General features: G+C 73.3%; 15 protein-coding genes and 1 pseudogene. 4 read left to right on the top strand and 12 right to left on the bottom strand.

Annotation, left to right across the window (positions count from 1 at the left end; all coding sequences use genetic code 11):
- Positions 1–63: 63 nt before the first annotated feature.
- Together ABT154_RS19915 and ABT154_RS19910 are read right to left on the bottom strand one after the other, a co-directional pair.
- Positions 64–1,122: pseudogene (locus ABT154_RS19915) on the bottom strand (ABC transporter substrate-binding protein); the annotation flags it as partial.
- A gap of 239 nt (positions 1,123–1,361) precedes the next feature.
- The gene (locus tag ABT154_RS19910; RefSeq protein ID WP_351858153.1) at positions 1,362–1,772 is read right to left on the bottom strand and encodes a VOC family protein; all 411 of its coding nucleotides are present in this window, start codon (positions 1,770–1,772) and stop codon (positions 1,362–1,364) included.
- Between the two features lie 399 nt (positions 1,773–2,171).
- Between ABT154_RS19910 and ABT154_RS19905 the strand changes: the two genes are divergently transcribed.
- From ABT154_RS19905 to ABT154_RS19895, 3 genes are all read left to right on the top strand, one after another.
- Positions 2,172–3,212 (top strand): C40 family peptidase, encoded by a 1,041-nt coding sequence (locus tag ABT154_RS19905; protein ID WP_351858152.1) that lies wholly within the window; start codon positions 2,172–2,174, stop codon positions 3,210–3,212.
- A gap of 118 nt (positions 3,213–3,330) precedes the next feature.
- Positions 3,331–3,699: a BlaI/MecI/CopY family transcriptional regulator gene (locus tag ABT154_RS19900; protein ID WP_351858151.1), complete on the top strand. Its 369-nt coding sequence runs from the start codon at positions 3,331–3,333 to the stop codon at positions 3,697–3,699.
- The gene (locus ABT154_RS19895; RefSeq protein WP_351858150.1) at positions 3,696–4,610 is read left to right on the top strand and encodes a M56 family metallopeptidase; all 915 of its coding nucleotides are present in this window, start codon (positions 3,696–3,698) and stop codon (positions 4,608–4,610) included. Before ABT154_RS19900 ends, ABT154_RS19895 begins: the two co-directional genes overlap by 4 nt.
- A 38-nt stretch (positions 4,611–4,648) precedes the next feature.
- Here the strand turns inward: ABT154_RS19895 and ABT154_RS19890 are convergent, their stop codons facing one another.
- Positions 4,649–6,331, bottom strand: coding sequence for an acyl-CoA dehydrogenase family protein (locus ABT154_RS19890; RefSeq protein WP_351858149.1), 1,683 nt, complete (start codon positions 6,329–6,331; stop codon positions 4,649–4,651).
- Positions 6,332–6,468: 137 nt separating this feature from the next.
- On the bottom strand, positions 6,469–7,107 hold the full coding sequence (locus tag ABT154_RS19885) for a TetR/AcrR family transcriptional regulator (RefSeq protein ID WP_351858148.1): 639 nt from the start codon (positions 7,105–7,107) through the stop codon (positions 6,469–6,471).
- 123 nt (positions 7,108–7,230) lie between these two features.
- Here ABT154_RS19885 and ABT154_RS19880 point away from each other — a divergent pair, with 123 nt between their 5' ends.
- Positions 7,231–9,240 carry a CASTOR/POLLUX-related putative ion channel gene (locus tag ABT154_RS19880; protein WP_351858147.1) on the top strand — a complete coding sequence of 670 codons (2,010 nt, stop codon included), beginning with the start codon at positions 7,231–7,233 and terminating at the stop codon, positions 9,238–9,240.
- A 26-nt stretch (positions 9,241–9,266) separates the two neighbouring features.
- On the opposite strand, the gene ABT154_RS19875 is transcribed toward ABT154_RS19880, so the two are convergent.
- The 8 genes from ABT154_RS19875 to ABT154_RS19840 form a co-directional block, all read right to left on the bottom strand.
- Positions 9,267–10,511: a cytochrome P450 family protein gene (locus tag ABT154_RS19875; protein ID WP_351858146.1), complete on the bottom strand. Its 1,245-nt coding sequence runs from the start codon at positions 10,509–10,511 to the stop codon at positions 9,267–9,269.
- Complete coding sequence (locus ABT154_RS19870; RefSeq protein ID WP_351858145.1) at positions 10,508–11,737, bottom strand: cytochrome P450; 1,230 nt, start codon at positions 11,735–11,737, stop codon at positions 10,508–10,510. The genes ABT154_RS19875 and ABT154_RS19870 overlap by 4 nt, the downstream gene beginning before the upstream one ends.
- Positions 11,734–12,363: a GTP-binding protein gene (locus tag ABT154_RS19865; RefSeq protein WP_351858144.1), complete on the bottom strand. Its 630-nt coding sequence runs from the start codon at positions 12,361–12,363 to the stop codon at positions 11,734–11,736. The genes ABT154_RS19870 and ABT154_RS19865 overlap by 4 nt, the downstream gene beginning before the upstream one ends.
- Positions 12,344–12,697, bottom strand: coding sequence for a DUF742 domain-containing protein (locus ABT154_RS19860; RefSeq protein ID WP_351858143.1), 354 nt, complete (start codon positions 12,695–12,697; stop codon positions 12,344–12,346). Before ABT154_RS19860 ends, ABT154_RS19865 begins: the two co-directional genes overlap by 20 nt.
- Positions 12,694–13,095 (bottom strand): roadblock/LC7 domain-containing protein, encoded by a 402-nt coding sequence (locus tag ABT154_RS19855; RefSeq protein WP_351858142.1) that lies wholly within the window; start codon positions 13,093–13,095, stop codon positions 12,694–12,696. Before ABT154_RS19855 ends, ABT154_RS19860 begins: the two co-directional genes overlap by 4 nt.
- On the bottom strand, positions 13,092–14,738 hold the full coding sequence (locus ABT154_RS19850; protein WP_351858141.1) for an ATP-binding protein: 1,647 nt from the start codon (positions 14,736–14,738) through the stop codon (positions 13,092–13,094). The genes ABT154_RS19855 and ABT154_RS19850 overlap by 4 nt, the downstream gene beginning before the upstream one ends.
- A gap of 295 nt (positions 14,739–15,033) precedes the next feature.
- Positions 15,034–15,270, bottom strand: a complete 237-nt coding sequence (locus ABT154_RS19845) for a ferredoxin (protein WP_351858140.1) — start codon at positions 15,268–15,270, stop codon at positions 15,034–15,036.
- A 14-nt stretch (positions 15,271–15,284) separates the two neighbouring features.
- Positions 15,285–16,475, bottom strand: a complete 1,191-nt coding sequence (locus ABT154_RS19840; RefSeq protein ID WP_351858139.1) for a cytochrome P450 — start codon at positions 16,473–16,475, stop codon at positions 15,285–15,287.
- Positions 16,476–16,506 lie beyond the last annotated feature (31 nt).

Here is a 16,506-nt window from a genome sequence, read left to right as displayed (position 1 = left end):
CGCGGACCGGGAGCCGGTCGAGCCGTCCCAAGAGTTCGCGGGACAGCGGGCCGCCGCGTCAGCCGAGTGGAGGATTCGGAAGCGCTCAGGTGCCGAAGGGTCCCGGTCGACGACCTGCACGGGCGGCCAGGCCCACTGCGGGACGTCGATGCCCGGCGGGCGCGAGAAGCGGATCCGGCCGCGGGTGCCTTCGACGGTCACCCGCGGCCAGGACTCGGCGATGCGGGACCGGTCCACGCCGCCGGAGCGGAGCACGTCCGCGAGGACCGTGATCGTGTCGTAGCCCTCGAAGGCGACGAAGGAGGGTGCCAGGGCAAGCCGTTCGCGGAGGGTCGCCGCCACGCGCCTGCCGAGCGGGCCCAGACGATCGGGCAGGTAGCGCAGGAACGGGATGGCGGCGCCGTCGTCGCCCAGCAGCGCCGCCCACTCGGCGAACTCCGGCTGCCCGGCCGGCGCGCCGATCAGGAGATCGGCGAGGCGGCGGCCCCGGGGGACCGCCCTGACGATGGGCGCCGCCGGCTCCGGGTGGCCGACCAGGAGGAGGGCGGTCGCGCCGCTGTCGACGAGGGCGTCGCACAGCGCCTTGGGGGTGAGCGTGCGCGCGTCGAGTTCGGTGACGCCGCCGCCGCGCGGGGCGAGACGGTCGCGCAGGATGCGGGCCCCCGCTGCCCAGCAGACGCTCGGGTCGGCCGCCACGGCTCTGTGCCGGTGGCCCGCGTCGAGCGGGAAGTCTGCTAGATCCGCCAGCCGTGGGACTGTGCGGGGGCGATGCGCGCGACCCGTTCCGTCGGCCGTTCGGTGAGCGCGTCGAGCACCGCCGACGAGCAGAGGTACGGCAGACCGAGGGCGTCGGCCCTGGTGGCGGCGGCACGGGCGACGACGCTGTGGTACTCGCCCGCCAGGGCGGCCACCCCCAGGTGGGCCAGTTCGTCGACGGCGGCCACGGCCTTCTCCGGGTCGGCGGCGGTGTCCCTGACCACCAGCTCCAGCGGCCTTCCGCCGATCCCGCCGGAGTCGTTGACGTCTTCGACGGCCACTTCGAGGCCGGCGAGCAGCTGCCGCCCCGCCCCGCCCCGCCGCGACCCAGCCGGGCCGGTTCAGCGGAACCAGGGCGCCGATCAGGACGGCCGGTTCGTCGGCCCCTGTGGATTCGGGCGGCGTGGGGGGGCGTGGTCAAGGGCCGGATTCTCCCGAGCGACGTCGGGGTGGGTGATCGTGTGTACGTCCGGATCGTCGAACGAACGTCAGATGGCGCCGAGAGTAGTCGAGCTGTCCGCCCCGGCCCCGTCCCCGGCTCCCCAGGCGTGAGCGACGCGCCGGCCGTGCTGCTCGGGCCGACGCGTCGGTGTGCCGCGACGAAGTCACTGCTCGCTGATGTCGACCATCCATGTGATGCCGAACTTGTCCGTGCACATGCCGAACACGTCGCCCCACATCTGCTTCTCCAGCGGTACCGACACGGCACCGTCGGCGGACAGCTCGTCCCAGTAGCCGCGCAGTTCGGCCGCGTCGTCGCCGCTGAGGCTCACGGCGAAGTTGTTTCCGGGGTTGTTCTCCATCCCCGGCGGGTTGTCGGCGCCCATCAGGGTGAACCCGGCGGAGGTCTCCAGCAGGCCGTGCATGACCTTGTCCGCGTATCCGGGCGGTGTCTCCCCGCCGAACGAGCCGTAGGTGTTGAGGGTCAGGGTGCCGCCGAGCACTTTCCTGTAGAACTCCATGGCTTGCTTCGCTTCACCAGTGAAGGTGATGTACGGGTTGAGACGGGAAGCCACAAAATGCTCCTTTCCTGACGAATGGTCGGAGTCGGCAGCGTACGTCGGGCCGGGTGGGCCGGGGGTGACCCCGGGTGGTCCGAGCGGTGTGGTCACCCGGCTGGGCGGCCGACTCCCGGCTCCCGTCCCGCCCGGCCTCCGTTCCCGTCCAGCCCGGCCCGCCCCCCCCGGCCTCCGTTCCCGTCCGGCCCACCCCCCGGCCCCGGACCCCATCTCGCCCCTCCCGGCCCGCCGATCGTTGTTTCTAATCCTCTAAGCAGATTAGTATTCGCGGAGCCTTCGCTCAGCCGGTCGCCCGTCCGGGGCGGCGCCGAGGGCACCGCCGTGCGCGCTGTCCCCGCGCGGACCCGGGGCACCGTACGGACCCGGCAAGGCGGACGAGGAAGAAGGAGCTCCACCGTGGCTTCCCACCGCCGCCCGAAGCAGTCCGGTCCGCGATGCACCGGCGTCCTCACCGTGGCCACGGCGGCGGCCGTGGCGTTCGGCACGCAGTCCGCTTCGGCCGACCCGCTGCCCGACCCCAACAAGAAGGGCGTCGAGGCGCAGGTGGACCGCCTCTACGAGCAGGCCACCCAGGCCACCGAGAGGTACAACGGGGCCAAGGAGAAGGCGGACCAGCTCAAGAAGCAGATCGCGGTCGTACAGGACGAGGCCGCCCGCAAGCAGGGCGAACTCAACGAACTCCGCCAGCGGATCGGCGGCCTGGCGGCGAGTCAGTACCGGTCCGGCGGAATCGACCCCTCCCTGCATCTCCTCCTCTCCGAGGCTCCCGACACCTATCTGGAGAAGGCCTCCGCCCTCGACCGCGTCGGCGAGCGGCAGACGGCCGTCCTGCAGCAGTTCCTCTCCCGGCAGCGCGCACTCCAGCAGCAGCGCCAGGAGGCCTCGGGCAAGCTGCGCGACCTCGACGCCGTACAGAAGGACCTGGGGAACCGGAAGAAGGAGATCCAGGGCAAGCTGAGCGAGGCCCGACGCCTGCTCAACACCCTGTCCGCGAAGGAGCGGGCGCGGATCGACGAGGCGGAGGACCGTGCCAACCGTGCCGGTGAACGCGTCGACCTCGGGAGCGAGGCGAGCGCCTCGCAGCGCGCCGCCGCGGCCTTCGCCGCCGCTCAGGGCCGGGTCGGGCTGCCGTACGTCTGGGGCGCGAGCGGCCCGAGCTCCTTCGACTGCTCGGGGCTCACCTCCTGGGCCTTCCGTCAGGCCGACGTGTCCATCCCCCGTACCTCTCAGGCCCAGGCGAATATCGGTACGCGCATCAACTCCCTCGGCGACCTCAAGCCCGGGGACCTGATCATCATGCGGACCGACCTGAGCCACGTCGGCTTCTACGCGGGCAACGGGCAGATCCTCCACGCGCCCAAGCCCGGTGCGACGGTGCGCTACGAGTCGATCGCCCGCAGCGGCATGCCCTTCATGTGGGGCGTCCGCATCGGCTGACCCCTCCCGCCCCGCCGGCTCGGTCGCTTCGACGGGGTACAGCGACCGGTGCCGCCGTGAGCTGGCCGTTTACCATGAGGACCGAACGAGGACGAGCCCAGTGGAGAGGAAGCAACCCATGCGTCGGCTGGGGGAGCTCGAAGCGGAGATCATGGACCGCTTCTGGAGATGGAACCGCCCGGCCACCGTGCGCGAGGTCGTCGACGACCTCAACCGGCAGCGGGACGCGGCGTACACGACCGTCACCACCGTCACCAGCATCCTCTTCCACAAGGGCCACCTCACCCGTACCAGGGAAGGCAGGGTCTGGCTGTACGAGGCCGTCGCGACCCGCGAGGCGTACTCGGCCGCCCTCATGGAGGACGGCCTCGGCGCCAGCGAGGACCGGCCCGCGGCCCTCGTCCACTTCGTGGAGAACCTCGACGAGGACGAGATCGCCGCGCTCCGCAAGGCCCTTCGGGACGTGGGACGACGGGCGAAGGAGTGAACGCCGCCCCCGCCCTCCTGGGCTGCGCCGCGATCGTGGGCGTCGCCGCCCCCCGGCTGATGGCACGCAGCGCCGTACCGTACGGGGCACCCGCGCTCGGCGCCGCCCTGTGGCTCGCGCTCATGATGTCGTTCACCCTCACCACCGCCCTCGCCGCCTCCCAGCTGGCGACGCCGACGGAGCACCTGCACGCGGGGATCGTGCAGCTGCTGCACGCCTGCGGTCTGGGGGAGAGGACGGGGGGTCCGGACCCCAGCCCCACGACCGCCGGTCGTCTCGCCCTGGCGATGCCTCTCGCGGTCCTGGCCGCCTACGGCGGCGCGTTCTTCTTCCACCTCGCCCGCGCCGGACGCTTCCGCGCCCGCCACCGGGACCGGCTCGACAAGGTGGGGGTGCGCTCCGACCGCCTGCGCGCGACGGTGTTCGCGCACCGTGTTCCCGTCGCGTACTCCCTGCCGGGCCTCCGCTCCCGGGTCGTCGTCAGCGACTCGGCGGTGCGGCTCCTCACGGACGAGCAGCTCGGCGCCGTCCTGGAGCACGAGCGCGCGCACGTGACAGGCCGCCACCATCTGCCGATCGCTGCCGTGGAGGCGTTCTCCACCGTGTTTCCGTGGCTGCCGCTGGCCCGGCACGCACGTGCCGAGGTCCCGGTCCTGCTGGAGATGATCGCCGACGACCGCGCGCTGCGGAGCCACTCGCGGCAGGCGCTCGCGACCGCGCTGTACGAGATGGCCGCAGGCCGGACGCCCGCGGGCGCGTTCGCCGCGGGCGGCTCGACGGCGCTCCTCCGGATGAAGCGTCTGCTCGGCCCCCGCCGGGCCCCGCACCCCGCGCTGCGGGGGACGATGGCGGCGGCCACGCTCGCCGTGCCGCTGCTGCCGGTACTGGCCGCCTGTCCGCCGGGCGTCTGAGCGAGCGGCCCCTCCGCCTCCACCCGCCCCCGACCCGCTCAGACCGTCGGCGACCCCGCCGGCAGCCGCGCGATGATCCCGCCGAGGTCCGACCGGGCCGGAAGCGTGCCGAAGGTCAGCCCCCGGTCGCCCGCCAGGCGGGAGGCGCAGAAGGCGTCGGCCACCGCGTGCGGCGCGTGCCGGACGAGGAGCGAGCCCTGCAGGACGAGCGCCAGACGCTCCACCAGGCGGCGGGCGCGCAGCTGGGCGTCCTCGGTGAGGACGAGCTCGCCGCGCAGTTCGCGCCAGGCGGCGTCCAGGCGTGCGTCAGCGCCGGCGGCGGCCTCGACCTCCGTACGGAAGGCCTCCAGGGAATCCGGTTCGCGGGTCAACGCCCGCAGGACGTCGAGGGCGTTGACGTTGCCGGACCCCTCCCAGATCCCGTTCAGCGGGGCCTCGCGGTAGAGGCGGGGCATGCCGGACGCCTCGTCGTAGCCGTTGCCGCCCAGGCATTCGAGCGCCTCGGCCACGGCGGCGGGCTGGCGCTTGCACACCCAGTACTTGCCCACGGCGGTGGCCAGGCGCAGGAACGCGCGCTCACCCGCGTCGCCGCGCTGGGCACGGTCCGCCGCGCCGGCGATCCGCAGGGCCAGAGTGGTCGCGGCCTCCGACTCGACGCCCAGATCGGCGATGACATTGCGCATCAGCGGCTGGTCGATGAGCTTCGCCCCGAGGACCGAACGGTGCCGGATGTGGTGGGCGGCCTGCGCGAGCGCGGCGCGGGTGCCCGAGGCCGAGCCGAGGATGCAGTCGAGGCGGGTCATGGTGACCATGTCGATGATCGTCCGCACGCCCTGGCCCTCGGCGCCGACCGGCCAGGCGACGGTGTCGTCGAACTCCGGCTCGCTGCTGGCGTTGCTGCGATTGCCGAGCTTGTCCTTGAGGCGCTGGATCCGGAAGGTGTTGCGGCTGCCGTCGGGGAGCACCCGGGGGACGAGGAAGCAGGACAGGCCGCCGGGCGCCTGCGCCAGGACGAGGAAGAGGTCGTTCATCGGGGCGCTGGTGAACCACTTGTGGCCGCGCAGCCGCCAGGTGCCGTCCGCCGCCTCCACCGCCGTGGTGGTGTTGGCACGGACGTCCGTACCGCCCTGCTTCTCCGTCATGCCCATCCCCGCGAGCAGCCCCCGCTTGCCGGCCGGGGCGCGCAGCCCGGGGTCGTACACCCGGCTGGTGAGCAGGGGCTCGTACTCCTTGGCGAGCGCCGGGGCGGAGCGGAGGGCCGGGACGACGGCGTACGTCATGGAAACCGGACAGCCGTGGCCCGCCTCCGTGGTGCTCCACACCATGAACCCGGCGGCGCGGGCCACATGGGCGCCGGGCCGGTCGTCGGCCCAGGGGGCCCCGCCGAGCCCCTCGCCGATCGCGACGTCCATCAGGGAGTGGTACGCGGGGTGGAAGTCGACCTCGTCGACGCGGTTGCCGTAGCGGTCGTGGGTGCGCAGCTCGGGTTCGTGGCGGTTGGCCTGCTCCGCCCACCGCTGGACCTCCTCGCCGCCGGCGCGGCGGCCGATCCGGTGCAGGTCGTCGAGGTACCACTCGGCGCCCTCCCGGCGTACGCCCTCCAGCAGGACCGGGTCGTCGGCGATGTCGTGGCCGACGAGGGGCGGGACCTGGTTGGTGACGTCGTGGGTGCGCGCGGTGGGGTTGCTGCGCAGCGGCGGCACTCCGGCGGTCGCGGTCATGGCGGGCTCCTCCTGCTCGGCGGGACGGGACGGGACGGCGGTGCGGGTGCGGGTGCGGTGCGGTGGGGCGGGTCCTTCGCGCGGGTCCGGCTCGCGGTGCGGTACGGGGGGACAGCCGGCCGGTCGGCGGCGCGGGGTCAGCGGGGTGGATCGGACGGGTGGGCGCCGGTGCAGCGCAGGGTCATCGCGGTGAGTTCGTTGAGCAGGTCGCCGACGGCGCGGTCGCCGCCGTCGGCGCCCTCTGCGGGCGTGCCGAGCGGGTCGACGAGCACCTCGCCGACGGCGCCGGTCAGCGCGGCGGCGGTGACGCGGGCGTCCTGCGGGGGCAGCAGCCCGGCGGCCGTGCCCTCGCGGACGACCTCGGCGAACAGTTCGCGGTAGCGCCGCCGGAACTCCAGGCGCTCGGCCCCCAGGGCGGGTTCGGCGGGCGCCGCGAGCAGGGCGTAGGCCAGTCCGGGGCGTTCCAGGGCGCGCCGGGCGAAGACCCGTACGCCGTCGGTCAGCCGCTCGACCGGATCGCCGTCCCCGTGGAGGACCTCGCTCAGCACCTCGGCCTCGCGGCCGGACGCGCGGCGGAAGACCTCCACAGCCAGGGCGGCCTTGGAGGGGAAGTGCTGGTAGACGGAGCCGGCCGCGATGCCCGCGGCGGCGGCGACGGCGGTCACCGAGGCGTTCGCCCAGCCGACCTCGGCCACGACCTGGGTGGCCTGGTCGACCAGGCGCTCACGGGCGGCCTCCAGCCGTTCGAGTTCCGCGGGGGTCTTCCGATAGGCCATACAATGAAGTGAACCACCATTCAGCCCTTCGTTCCAGCCCCGGAACCGAGCCGTTCGATCCCGAAGGGATGAATGTGCCGCGATGGCGCTCCGCCGGGCAGAGCGGGACGCCACGCTTCTGACGTGCGCAGACAAGGCAGCAAGGTGGTTCCCGCCCAGCGGAACGCCGCACCGGGACCCATGACCGGCCGGGCCGTGGTCCCGCCCGTGCCCCGGGGGCTCCCCATCCACCGGAGCGGGCCCGTCGAGGCCCGTCTCCGCTACTGGTTCGACACCACCCTGAGCCGCGGAACCCCCGCCCTCGTCGGCTGGCTCGCCCTCGCCTGCCTCGCCCTCGTCGTGCCCGTGAGCGCCCTCCTGGTGTGGACCGACCACCGCACCCCCACCACCCTCAGCGCGCGGATCGCCGCCGTGTGGCGGAACACGGGACAGACCCTGCGGCTCGGCGGTGAGGTCGGGCCCCCGCTGCGCGTCGCCCTGTCGGTCCTCCTCGCCCTCATCGCGCTCTTCTACGTCTCCACCCTGGTCAGCCTCATCACCACCGGCATCACCGACAAGCTGCTCGCCCTCGACCGGGGACACGCCAGAGTCGTGGAGAGCGGCCACACCGTCGTGCTCGGCTGGTCGGAACAGATCCCCACCGTCGTCGCCGAACTCGTCGCCGCCCACGCCCAGCGGCGCCGGGGAGTCGTCACGGTGCTCGCCGACCGGGGCAAGGCCGACATGGAGGAGGAGTTCCGCGACGCCGTCGGCCCGGTCGGCCGTGCCCGGCTCCTCTGCCGCAGCGGCCGTCCCACCGACCCCGTCGCGCTCGCCCGGGTGAGCCCGGCGACGGCGGAGTGCGTGCTCGTACTGCCCAGGGACAGCCCCGGCGACGATGCCGAGGTCGTCAAGACGCTGCTCTCGCTCACGGCGGCCGTGGGCGAGGAACACCCGGTGCGGGTCGTCGCGGCCGTACGAGGCGACCGCTACCTGGGCGCCGCCCGGCTGGCCGGCGGCCCCCGGGCCACCGTCCTGGACACGGACGACCTCTCCGCGCGGCTCCTCGTCCAGTGCGCGCGGCAGCCCGGACTCTCCCTCGTCCACCAGGAGTTGCTGGACTTCGCCGGACACGAGTTCTACACGGTGCGCGAGCCCGGACTGTCCGGCCTGACCTTCCACGAGGCCGCCCGCTTCTCCCCGGTGTCGGCCGTCGTCGGCATCGCCCACGAGGACGGAAGCGTGTCACTCAACCCGCCCGCCCGGACTCCGGTCCTGGAGGGCGACGCCCTGATCGTGATCGCCGAGCACCAGGACGCGACGTACTGGACCGCCGCACCGCACCCGTACGACCCCAGGGCGATCCGTGCGGCGAGTCCGGCGCAGACCGGTCCGGCCGAGGCCCCCGAGCGCTTCCTCCTGCTGGGCTGGAACCGCCGGGCCCACCGGATCGCCGAAGCGCTGTCCCGGCGTACCCCACCCGGCTCCGTGCTCGACGTCGTGGCCGAGGCGCGCGCCGCCACGGTCTCCGGCATCCGGGACCTCACGGAGGCCGTCGGCCACCGTCTGTTCGTACGCCACCACCCCGGTGACCCGACCCTGCGCGAGACGACGGACGCGCTGGATCCCACCGGACACGACGCCGTGATCGTCCTGGCCGCCGACCCCCGTCCCGGTCACGACGATCCGGACGACCGGACCCTGGTCACCCTCCTCCACCTGCGGGCACGCGACCGCGAGCGGGTGGGGGCCGGGGTGGAGAGCCGGTGCGTTCCCGTCGTCACCGAGATGACCGACGACCGCAACCGGCTGATCGCCCCCCATGCCCCCGGCGCCGACTTCGTGGTCAGCGGCAGGCTGATCGGGCTCCTGATGACACAGATCTCCCAGAACCCGCGGCTGGCCGCGGTGTTCCGGGAGATCTTCGCCGAAGGAGGGAGCACCCTCCGGATCCACCCGGCGCGCCGCTACGTCGAGACGGGCCGCGAGGTCTCCTTCGCGACCGTCGTCGAATCGGCCGCCCGCCAGGGCGCGTGCGCCATCGGCTACCGCACCCGGGGCCCCGCCCACGGCGTGTGCCTCAACCCGCCGAAGTCACAGGTCCGGCACTGGCACCAGGAGGACGAGATCGTGGTCCTGGAGCAGGAGGGGTGACCTGTGATCCGGGGCGGGGCAGTCCCTCAGCCCAGTACGACCGGCAGGTCGAAGAGGTCGTTCTGCGTGACGACGGGCTTGTTGCGCAGCTCCTCGCGCGGCACCGCGAGCCGCAGCTCCGGGAACCTCGCGTACAGCGCGGGCAGCGCCACCGACGCCTCCAGACGGGACAGCGCCGCGCCGGGGCAGACGTGCGGGCCGTGACCGAAGGAGATGTGACGGTTCGGCGTACGGGTCACGTCGAAGTCGCCCGCCGTCGGACCGAACTGCGCCTCGTCCCGGCCGATCGCGCCGAAGGACACGATCAGGGCCTCCCCCTTCGGCAGCACCCGGTCGCCGACCTCGATGTCCTCGGCGGCGAACCGGATGAGCACGTGCGAGGTGGGCGTCGACCAGCGCAGGGTCTCCTCGATGACGTTCTCCCACGGCACCTCGCCCTTGAGGACCAGGGCCCGCTGCTCGGGGTGGGTCTCCAGGGCGACGACGGCGTTGACGATCAGGCTGATGGTCGTCTCGTGCCCGGCCGCCACCATCAGCTGGAGGGTGTTGGTGATCTCCTCCGTGCTGAGCCGGTCGCCGCCCTCCGAGGCCTCGATCAGCGCGCTGGTGAGGTCGTCGCCGGGCTGCTCCGTCTTGGCCGCCACGATCCCGGCGAAGAGGGCGCCCAGATCCGCCATCATCTGCGGCACCTCCTCCGGAGGCGTCTGCGTCGAGAAGAACTTGTCGAACAGCGCCTTCAGCCGGGGCTGGTCGGCCGTGTCGACGCCCATCAGCTCACACACCACGTTCATGGGCAGCGGGAACGCGAACTCGGCCTTCAGGTCCACGGTCTCGCCGGCCGGGCGCTCGGCCAGCCGGTCCAGCATGCCCCCGGTGAGCGCCTCGATGCCCTCGCGCAGCCGCTCCACCCGGCGCGCGGTCAGCGCCTGCGCGACCAGGGTGCGCAGCCGCCGGTGCTCCTCGCCGTCCACGGTCAGCATGGACCGGCCGGGGTTGGCCAGGCCGATCAGCGGCCAGTCCATCGGTATCTCGCCGCGCTGCCAGGCACCCCAGACACCGGTGTCCTTGACGAGCCGGGAGTCGGTCAGCAGCCGCCGGGCCTCGGCGTGGTGGGTGACGGCCCAGCAGGGCACCCCACCGGGCAGCACGACACGGGCCAGCGGGCCGGCGGCGCGCAGCCGGGCGCCCTCGCCGTCCAGGTCGTTGACGAACGGGTCCAGGGTGATGACCTCGGCGCCGGAAGCGGCGGTGTGGTCGTACGGGCAGCTCATCCGATGGCTCCAAGTGCGGGTGTCGGGGTGTAGGTCACGGGGAGCGCGGTCAGACCGCGCAGCCAGGGGGAGGGACGACGGGCGAGGTCGCCCGCGGTCACCGCGAGGTCCACGTCCGGCAGCCGGTCCAGCAGCACCTCGATGCCCGTCCTCGCGATGGTCTCGGCCACCTCCTGGGCGGGGAAGGGGCAGCGGTGCTCGCCGTGACCGAACGAGAGGTGGGCGTTGTTGCCGCCGGTGAACGCGCCGGAGTCGGTGCGCACATGCGGGTCGGAGTTGGCCGCGGCCAGCCCGAGCAGCAGCAGATCCCCCTGGCCGATCTTCCGGCCGCCCAGGTGGGTGTCGCGCGAGGCCCAGCGGCCGGCGACGTTCTGGGTGGGGGTGTCCTCCCACAGGACCTCGTTCATGGCCTCGCCGACGCTGTGCCGGCCACCCGCGAGCGAGGCCGCGAAGCGGTCGTCGGTGAGCATCAGACGCAGCGAGTTGCCGATCCAGTCGGCGGTGGGCTGGTGGCCCGCGGCCATCATCACCATGAGGTCCTGGGCGACCTCCTCCAGGGAGAACCCGGCGGGGTTGCCGAGCATCCGGGAGGCCACGTCGTCACCGGGCGCCGCGGACTTGGCGGCGAGCAGCGCGAACATGGACTCGCCCAGGTGGCGCTGGCCCTCCAGCGCCCCCTCCTGGCCGTTGATCATGGCGTTCATGGCGGTGACGAGCGCGGGGCCCTGCTCGTCGGCGAAACCGTAGACGCTGGCGAGGACCCGTACCGGCAGGAGCATCGCGTACTCGGCGATGATGTCGCAGGACCCCTTGGCGCACAGCGCGTCGATGAGCTCGTCGGCGAAGCGCTCGGCCCGCTGCCTCAGCACGAACGGGTCGATCGCCTCCAGTGCCCCGGAGATGACGGCGGCGCGCTCGCGGTGCCGCTCGCCCACGGTGTAGAGGATGGACGGCTGCTTGCGGCCGATCATGGGCAGCAGCGGCCAGTCCGCCGGGATGACGTCCCACTGGTGCCACAGGTCGGAGTCGCGCGAGAAGAGCACCGGGTCGCTGGTGACCTGGTGCAGCTCGCGGTAGCCGAGGACCAGCCACGCGGGAATGCCGCCGTCCAGGACGACCGGCGCGACGGCCCCGTGTTCGCGCCGGATCTGCCGGTACAGCTCCGTGGGGTCGGTCTGGAACCTGGGCCCGCTCAGGGGGACGGGCTGGGGTTCGGGGTGGGTCACGGGGTGGGCTCCGGGATCGGCTGGGTCGTCGGCCGCGGGGCCGAGGCGACGACGGTGCGCAGGTGCTCGACGAGCGAGATGAGGACCTGCTTGCTGGACTCGCGCGAGCGGGCGTCGCAGAGGACCAGCGGGACCCCGTCGGCGAGGTCGAGGGCCTCGCGGATCTGGTCGGGGGAGTGGGAGGGCCCGCCGAAGTCGTTGCAGGCGACGACGAACGGCGTGCCGTGGTGTTCCAGGCGGTCGATCGCGTACCAGGAGTCGGCGAGCCGGCGCGTGTCGACGAGCACGACCGCGCCCAGCGTCCCGGAGAACAGCCGGTCCCAGAGGAACCAGAACCGCTCCTGGCCGGGTGCCCCGAACAGATAGAGGATGTTGTGGGCGTCCAGCGAGATCCGGCCGAAGTCGAAGGCCACGGTGGTGGCCGTCTTCGAGCTGACGCCGACGGTGTCGTCGACGCCCTCGCCGGCCTGCGTCATCGTCTCCTCGGTGTTCAGCGGACGGATCTCGCTGACCGAGCGGACCAGGGTGGTCTTGCCGACGCCGAATCCGCCGACGACAACGATCTTCAGTCCGTTGTCGGCGGTGCTCTGCAGGGTCTGGCGCTGTTCAGAGGTTACGGAGTCCAACGAGCACCTGCTCCAGGATGTCGTGATCGGGAAGGCGGTACGACGAGCGGGGATGCCGCACGTGGATCCGGCCTGTGTCGTGCAGGTCTGCCAGGAGGATCCGGGTGATCGACACGGGCAGGCCGAGTTCGGCGGCGACTTCCACCACCGCTGTGGGGAACTGGCACATCCGGAGGATCGCGGCGTGCTCGGACTGCATGCCGGGAACCGGGTCGCTCTCGGAGACGACGAGCGTCACCAGGTCGAAGGCGTCGGAACCGGCGCGGCTGCGACCGCCGGTGAGGGTGTAGAGCCGGTCGGGGGAGTCGTCCCGTCCCGGCCTGCCGCGACTCATCCCCTGGGCCTCGCTACCAGGTGCTCGCCCAACTGCTCGACCAGCTCCGACATGTTGTGGCCGACGAGCCCGGCGTCGGCGTCCTCGTCGGCGACGAGCGCGAGGTGGGCGCCCTCGCCGGCCTCCACGATGAAGAGGATGCCGCCGTAGAACTCGGCCATCGCCGAGCGGACCCCGCCCGTGCCGTCACCGAACTCCACGGAGGCGCCGTGGGAGAGGCTCTGGATGCCCGCGGCGATGGCGGCGAGCTGGTCCGCCTGGTCGACGGAGAGCCCGTCGGTACGGCAGAGCTTGAGGCCGTCGCGGGAGAGCACCAGGGCGTGACGCGTGCCCGGGGTGCGTTCCAGGAGGCCCTCCAGGAGCCAGCTGAGCTTCTCGTCGGTGGTGGTGCCGGTCATTGCGGGGTGCCTTCCGGGGACGGGGAGTTCGGGGTGGGACGGGGATCGGTCGCGTCCGGCTCGGTCGCGTCCGGGCGCGAGGTCTCCAGCGGGGCGGAGTTCGGCTGCGCGGACTCCCGCTGCGGGGGCTCCGACTCCGCGGGCTCCGGCTGGGAGGCCGCGCGGACGGCCTGGCGGAAGCTGCCGAAGCGGGTCGCCGCCCCGGCCGCGGCGCCGGTGCGCGGGCTCGCCGTACGGGGCTTGGCGGCGGCGTCCGGACCCTCGGGGTGCGCGGCGGCCAGGGCCCGGCCGCGACGGCGGCGCGGCAGCCCGCTCTCACCGAACCGAGGGTGCTCGCCGGTGCCTTCGGCCGCGCTCTCGTGCGCGGTCTCGGGCTCGGGAGCCGGAGTGACGGCCGGTGCGGGGGCGGCGGTCCGGTCCAGCGCCTCGCCGGAGGCCTGCGCGGGCACGGACACCCCACGGCCCGCGAGGGGAGCCGACGGAAGGGCGGGCGCGGCCTGCGCTTCCATGGGCGTACGGCTGATCAGTTCCTGGGGCAGCATCAGCAGGGCGCCGGTGCCACCACGTGCCGAGGGTCGGAACGACACGGTCAGGCCGTGCTTGCGGGCCAGCCGGCCGACGACCGCCAGACCCAGTCGGGTTCCGGACAGGCCGGCCAGATCCTGAGCCTCCGAGCCCACGGCGGCCTCCGCGCGCCGCAGCTGGACGTCGCTCATCACCAGACCGCTGTCCTCGACGGCGATCATGATGCCGGCCGGGACCTCCTCCACGTAGACGTGGACCTCGGCGGTGGGCGGCGAGAAGTTGGCGGCGTTGTCCATCAGCTCGGCCAGGGCGTGCATGACGCCCTCGGCCGCGTGCCCGGCGACGGCCGCGTCGCTGCTGGAGTGCAGCCGCACCCGCTGGTAGCCGCCGATCCGGCCCATGGCGCCGCGCAGGATCGACTCCATGCCGATCGGGCGGGCCCAGCGGCGGCCGGAGCGGGCTCCGGTCAGCACGGCGACGGAGTCGGCGAGCCGGCCGGCCTGGGCGGTGCGGTGGTCGAGGTGGAGGAGGTCGGTGAGGACGTCCTCGTCCGCGTGCCGGTGCTCCATCTCACGCAGGTCCGCCAGCATGCTGGTGGCGAGGGCCTGCATACGGCCGGCGGCGTTGGCCGAGGCGGCCATGGCGGCGGAACGGCCGGATTCGGCACGGCGCAGCCGGGTTTCGAGCCGCTGGACGTCGGCGGCCCGCTCGCGGGCGAGCGCCGCCGTCCTGGCGGTGTGGGAGCTGACGAGTTCCTCGGTACGGGCCGCGTGGGCGGCCTCGGCCGCCGAGGCCCGCTCCTCGTACCGCTCCTTGAGGGTGGCGTTCTCGCGGGCGGCGGACGCCCGGGACTGGGCTGCGTACGTCTCTCGCGAGGCCAGCTCGGCGGCGAGGGTCTCGACCCGCCGGCTGAGTGTGCGTGAGGTGCGGCCGTACCAGGTGACGGCGAAGGCCGCCGCGGAGAGCAGAAGAACGCCGCAGGCGGCGAACCAGGCGAGCGCGGTGCGGACGCCGTCCGGTGCCGCGGTGGCCGCGGCGGCGGCGACCGCGCCACCCGCTGCGGCTGTCAGCGACAAGGCGATCAGGGCAGGGCGGAAGGGGGTGGGTGACGCCGACATCAACCAGACTCTCGGGACAGGCACACGGGGAAGGGAGTCGTAACGTCGGCACTATAGATCTGTTGTTGATCAATACGGAACTCGGTCGACCGGATCGTCATTCATTACAGGGCGCATGTTTCCCCTATGCGCCCAAGAAAGTCCGAACTTGTTCGATCCGCGCCGAAGTACCTGGTGACGCAGGGTTCCTGACCTTTCGTGGGCCGCCCCGGGCCCGACGTACCGGCGCGGGCACCGGTACGTCGAACGGGAGCAAACAGCCGGAGGCCGCAGCCGGGCCCCTGCCCGCCCGGGGTCAGGCGGTCCCAGGGCCGTCGGCCGGATCGTGGATCGTGATCGCCTGTACGGGGCAGGCGCGGGCGGCCTCGTCCAGCAGCGTGTCGTCGCTGTCGGACCCGGCCCCGGCGCCGCCGTCCTCCCGGTCCGGGACGACCATCCCGAAGCCGGCGTCGTCCTGGGTGAAGAAGCCCGGCGAGGTCAGGGCACACTGACCGGCGCCGATACAGAGGTCTCCGTCGATCGTGACGCGCATCCGCGACACTCCTCTCACCAGCTGACGGGGAGCGCGAGCATCCCCTGAACGGTGTCGCCCGGCTTGAACGGGATCTCCTCGGCGGGCGCGTCGAGCCGCAGCCCCGGCAGCCGGCGCAGCAGCGTCCCGAGCGCGATCTCCAGCTCGGCACGGGCCAGGTTCTGGCCGAGGCACTGGTGGATGCCGAAGCCGAAGGCCACGTGGTGGCGGGCCGGGCGCGCCCAGTCGAGGGTGTCCGGATCGCCGTAGGCGGCGGCGTCGCGGTTGATGACCGAGGTCGAGAACGCCACGCCCTCGCCCGCGCGGATGACCGTCCCGGAGACGTCGATGTCCTCGCGCGCGACCCGCAGCAGTCCGTCGGCGATCGACAGGAACCGCAGCAACTCCTCGACGGCGGCGGGGACGAGCGACGGATCGGCCCGCAGCTCCGCCAGCCGCTCCGGATGGTTCAGCAGTGTGAACGTACCGAGGGAGATCATGTTCGCCGTGGTCTCGTGCCCGGCGACCAGCAGGATGGTGGCGAGCTGCACCAGCTCCTGGCGGTCGGGGCCGCCGTCTCCGGAGCCCTGGGCCACGAGGTCGTCGATGACGCCGTCGCCCGGCTTCGCCCGCTTGCGGTCGATCAGGGCGCCGAGGTACTCCTCCAGTTGGGCCAGGGCGTCCTCGGTGTCCGCGCCCGTCGGCCCGCGCAGCAGCCGCCGCGACTGCTCCTCGAAGAAGTCGTGGTCCTCGTAGGGCACTCCGAGCACGTCGCAGATGACGATCGACGGCACCGGCAGGGCGAAGGCGCTCACCAGCTCGGCGGGCGGCCCCTGGGCCTCCACGGCGTCCAGCAGCCGGTCCACGGTCGTCTGGATGCGGGGCCGCAGGCCTTCCGTGCGCTTGAGGGTGAAGCTCGGGATGAGCAGCCGGCGCTGGGTGTTGTGCTCGGGGTCGTCCCAGCCGAGCAGCGCCGCGCGTCGGCGTCGCCGCAGCGTCCCGGCGCGCTCGGTCGGCATCGGGAAGTCGGGCCGGGTGGAGTCGGTGGACAGGCGCGGGTCCGCGAGGAGCGAGCGGGCGGCTCCGTGCCCGGTGACCAGCCACACCTGCCGCCCGTCCCAGAGCGTCACCCGCGACAGCGGGCGTTCCTCGGCGGGCCGGGGGTACTCGGTCGGGGGGTGGTAGGGGCAGGTCCGGGACTGCGGGAACGCAACGGCTTTCGTCATGGGAGGCCTCGCTAGGTGCGAATCGGTGACT

This window comes from Streptomyces sp. NPDC001728 (assembly GCF_040297565.1).
GTDB lineage: Bacteria > Actinomycetota > Actinomycetes > Streptomycetales > Streptomycetaceae > Streptomyces.
Note: the sequence above shows the minus strand (reverse complement) of the source record. Positions and strands in the feature narration are given on the sequence as shown.

Excerpts from the sequence above, each read along its gene's own strand:
- ABT154_RS19900 (WP_351858151.1), top strand. The coding sequence starts at position 3,331 with ATGCGTCGGCTGGGGGAGCTCGAAGCGGAGATCATGGACCGCTTCTGG.
- ABT154_RS19890 (WP_351858149.1), bottom strand. The coding sequence starts at position 6,331 with ATGACCGCGACCGCCGGAGTGCCGCCGCTGCGCAGCAACCCCACCGCG.
- ABT154_RS19885 (WP_351858148.1), bottom strand. The coding sequence starts at position 7,107 with ATGGCCTATCGGAAGACCCCCGCGGAACTCGAACGGCTGGAGGCCGCC.
- ABT154_RS19875 (WP_351858146.1), bottom strand. The coding sequence starts at position 10,511 with ATGAGCTGCCCGTACGACCACACCGCCGCTTCCGGCGCCGAGGTCATC.
- ABT154_RS19860 (WP_351858143.1), bottom strand. The coding sequence starts at position 12,697 with ATGAGTCGCGGCAGGCCGGGACGGGACGACTCCCCCGACCGGCTCTAC.
- ABT154_RS19855 (WP_351858142.1), bottom strand. The coding sequence starts at position 13,095 with ATGACCGGCACCACCACCGACGAGAAGCTCAGCTGGCTCCTGGAGGGC.
- ABT154_RS19850 (WP_351858141.1), bottom strand. The coding sequence starts at position 14,738 with ATGTCGGCGTCACCCACCCCCTTCCGCCCTGCCCTGATCGCCTTGTCG.
- ABT154_RS19845 (WP_351858140.1), bottom strand. The coding sequence starts at position 15,270 with ATGCGCGTCACGATCGACGGAGACCTCTGTATCGGCGCCGGTCAGTGT.
- ABT154_RS19840 (WP_351858139.1), bottom strand. The coding sequence starts at position 16,475 with ATGACGAAAGCCGTTGCGTTCCCGCAGTCCCGGACCTGCCCCTACCAC.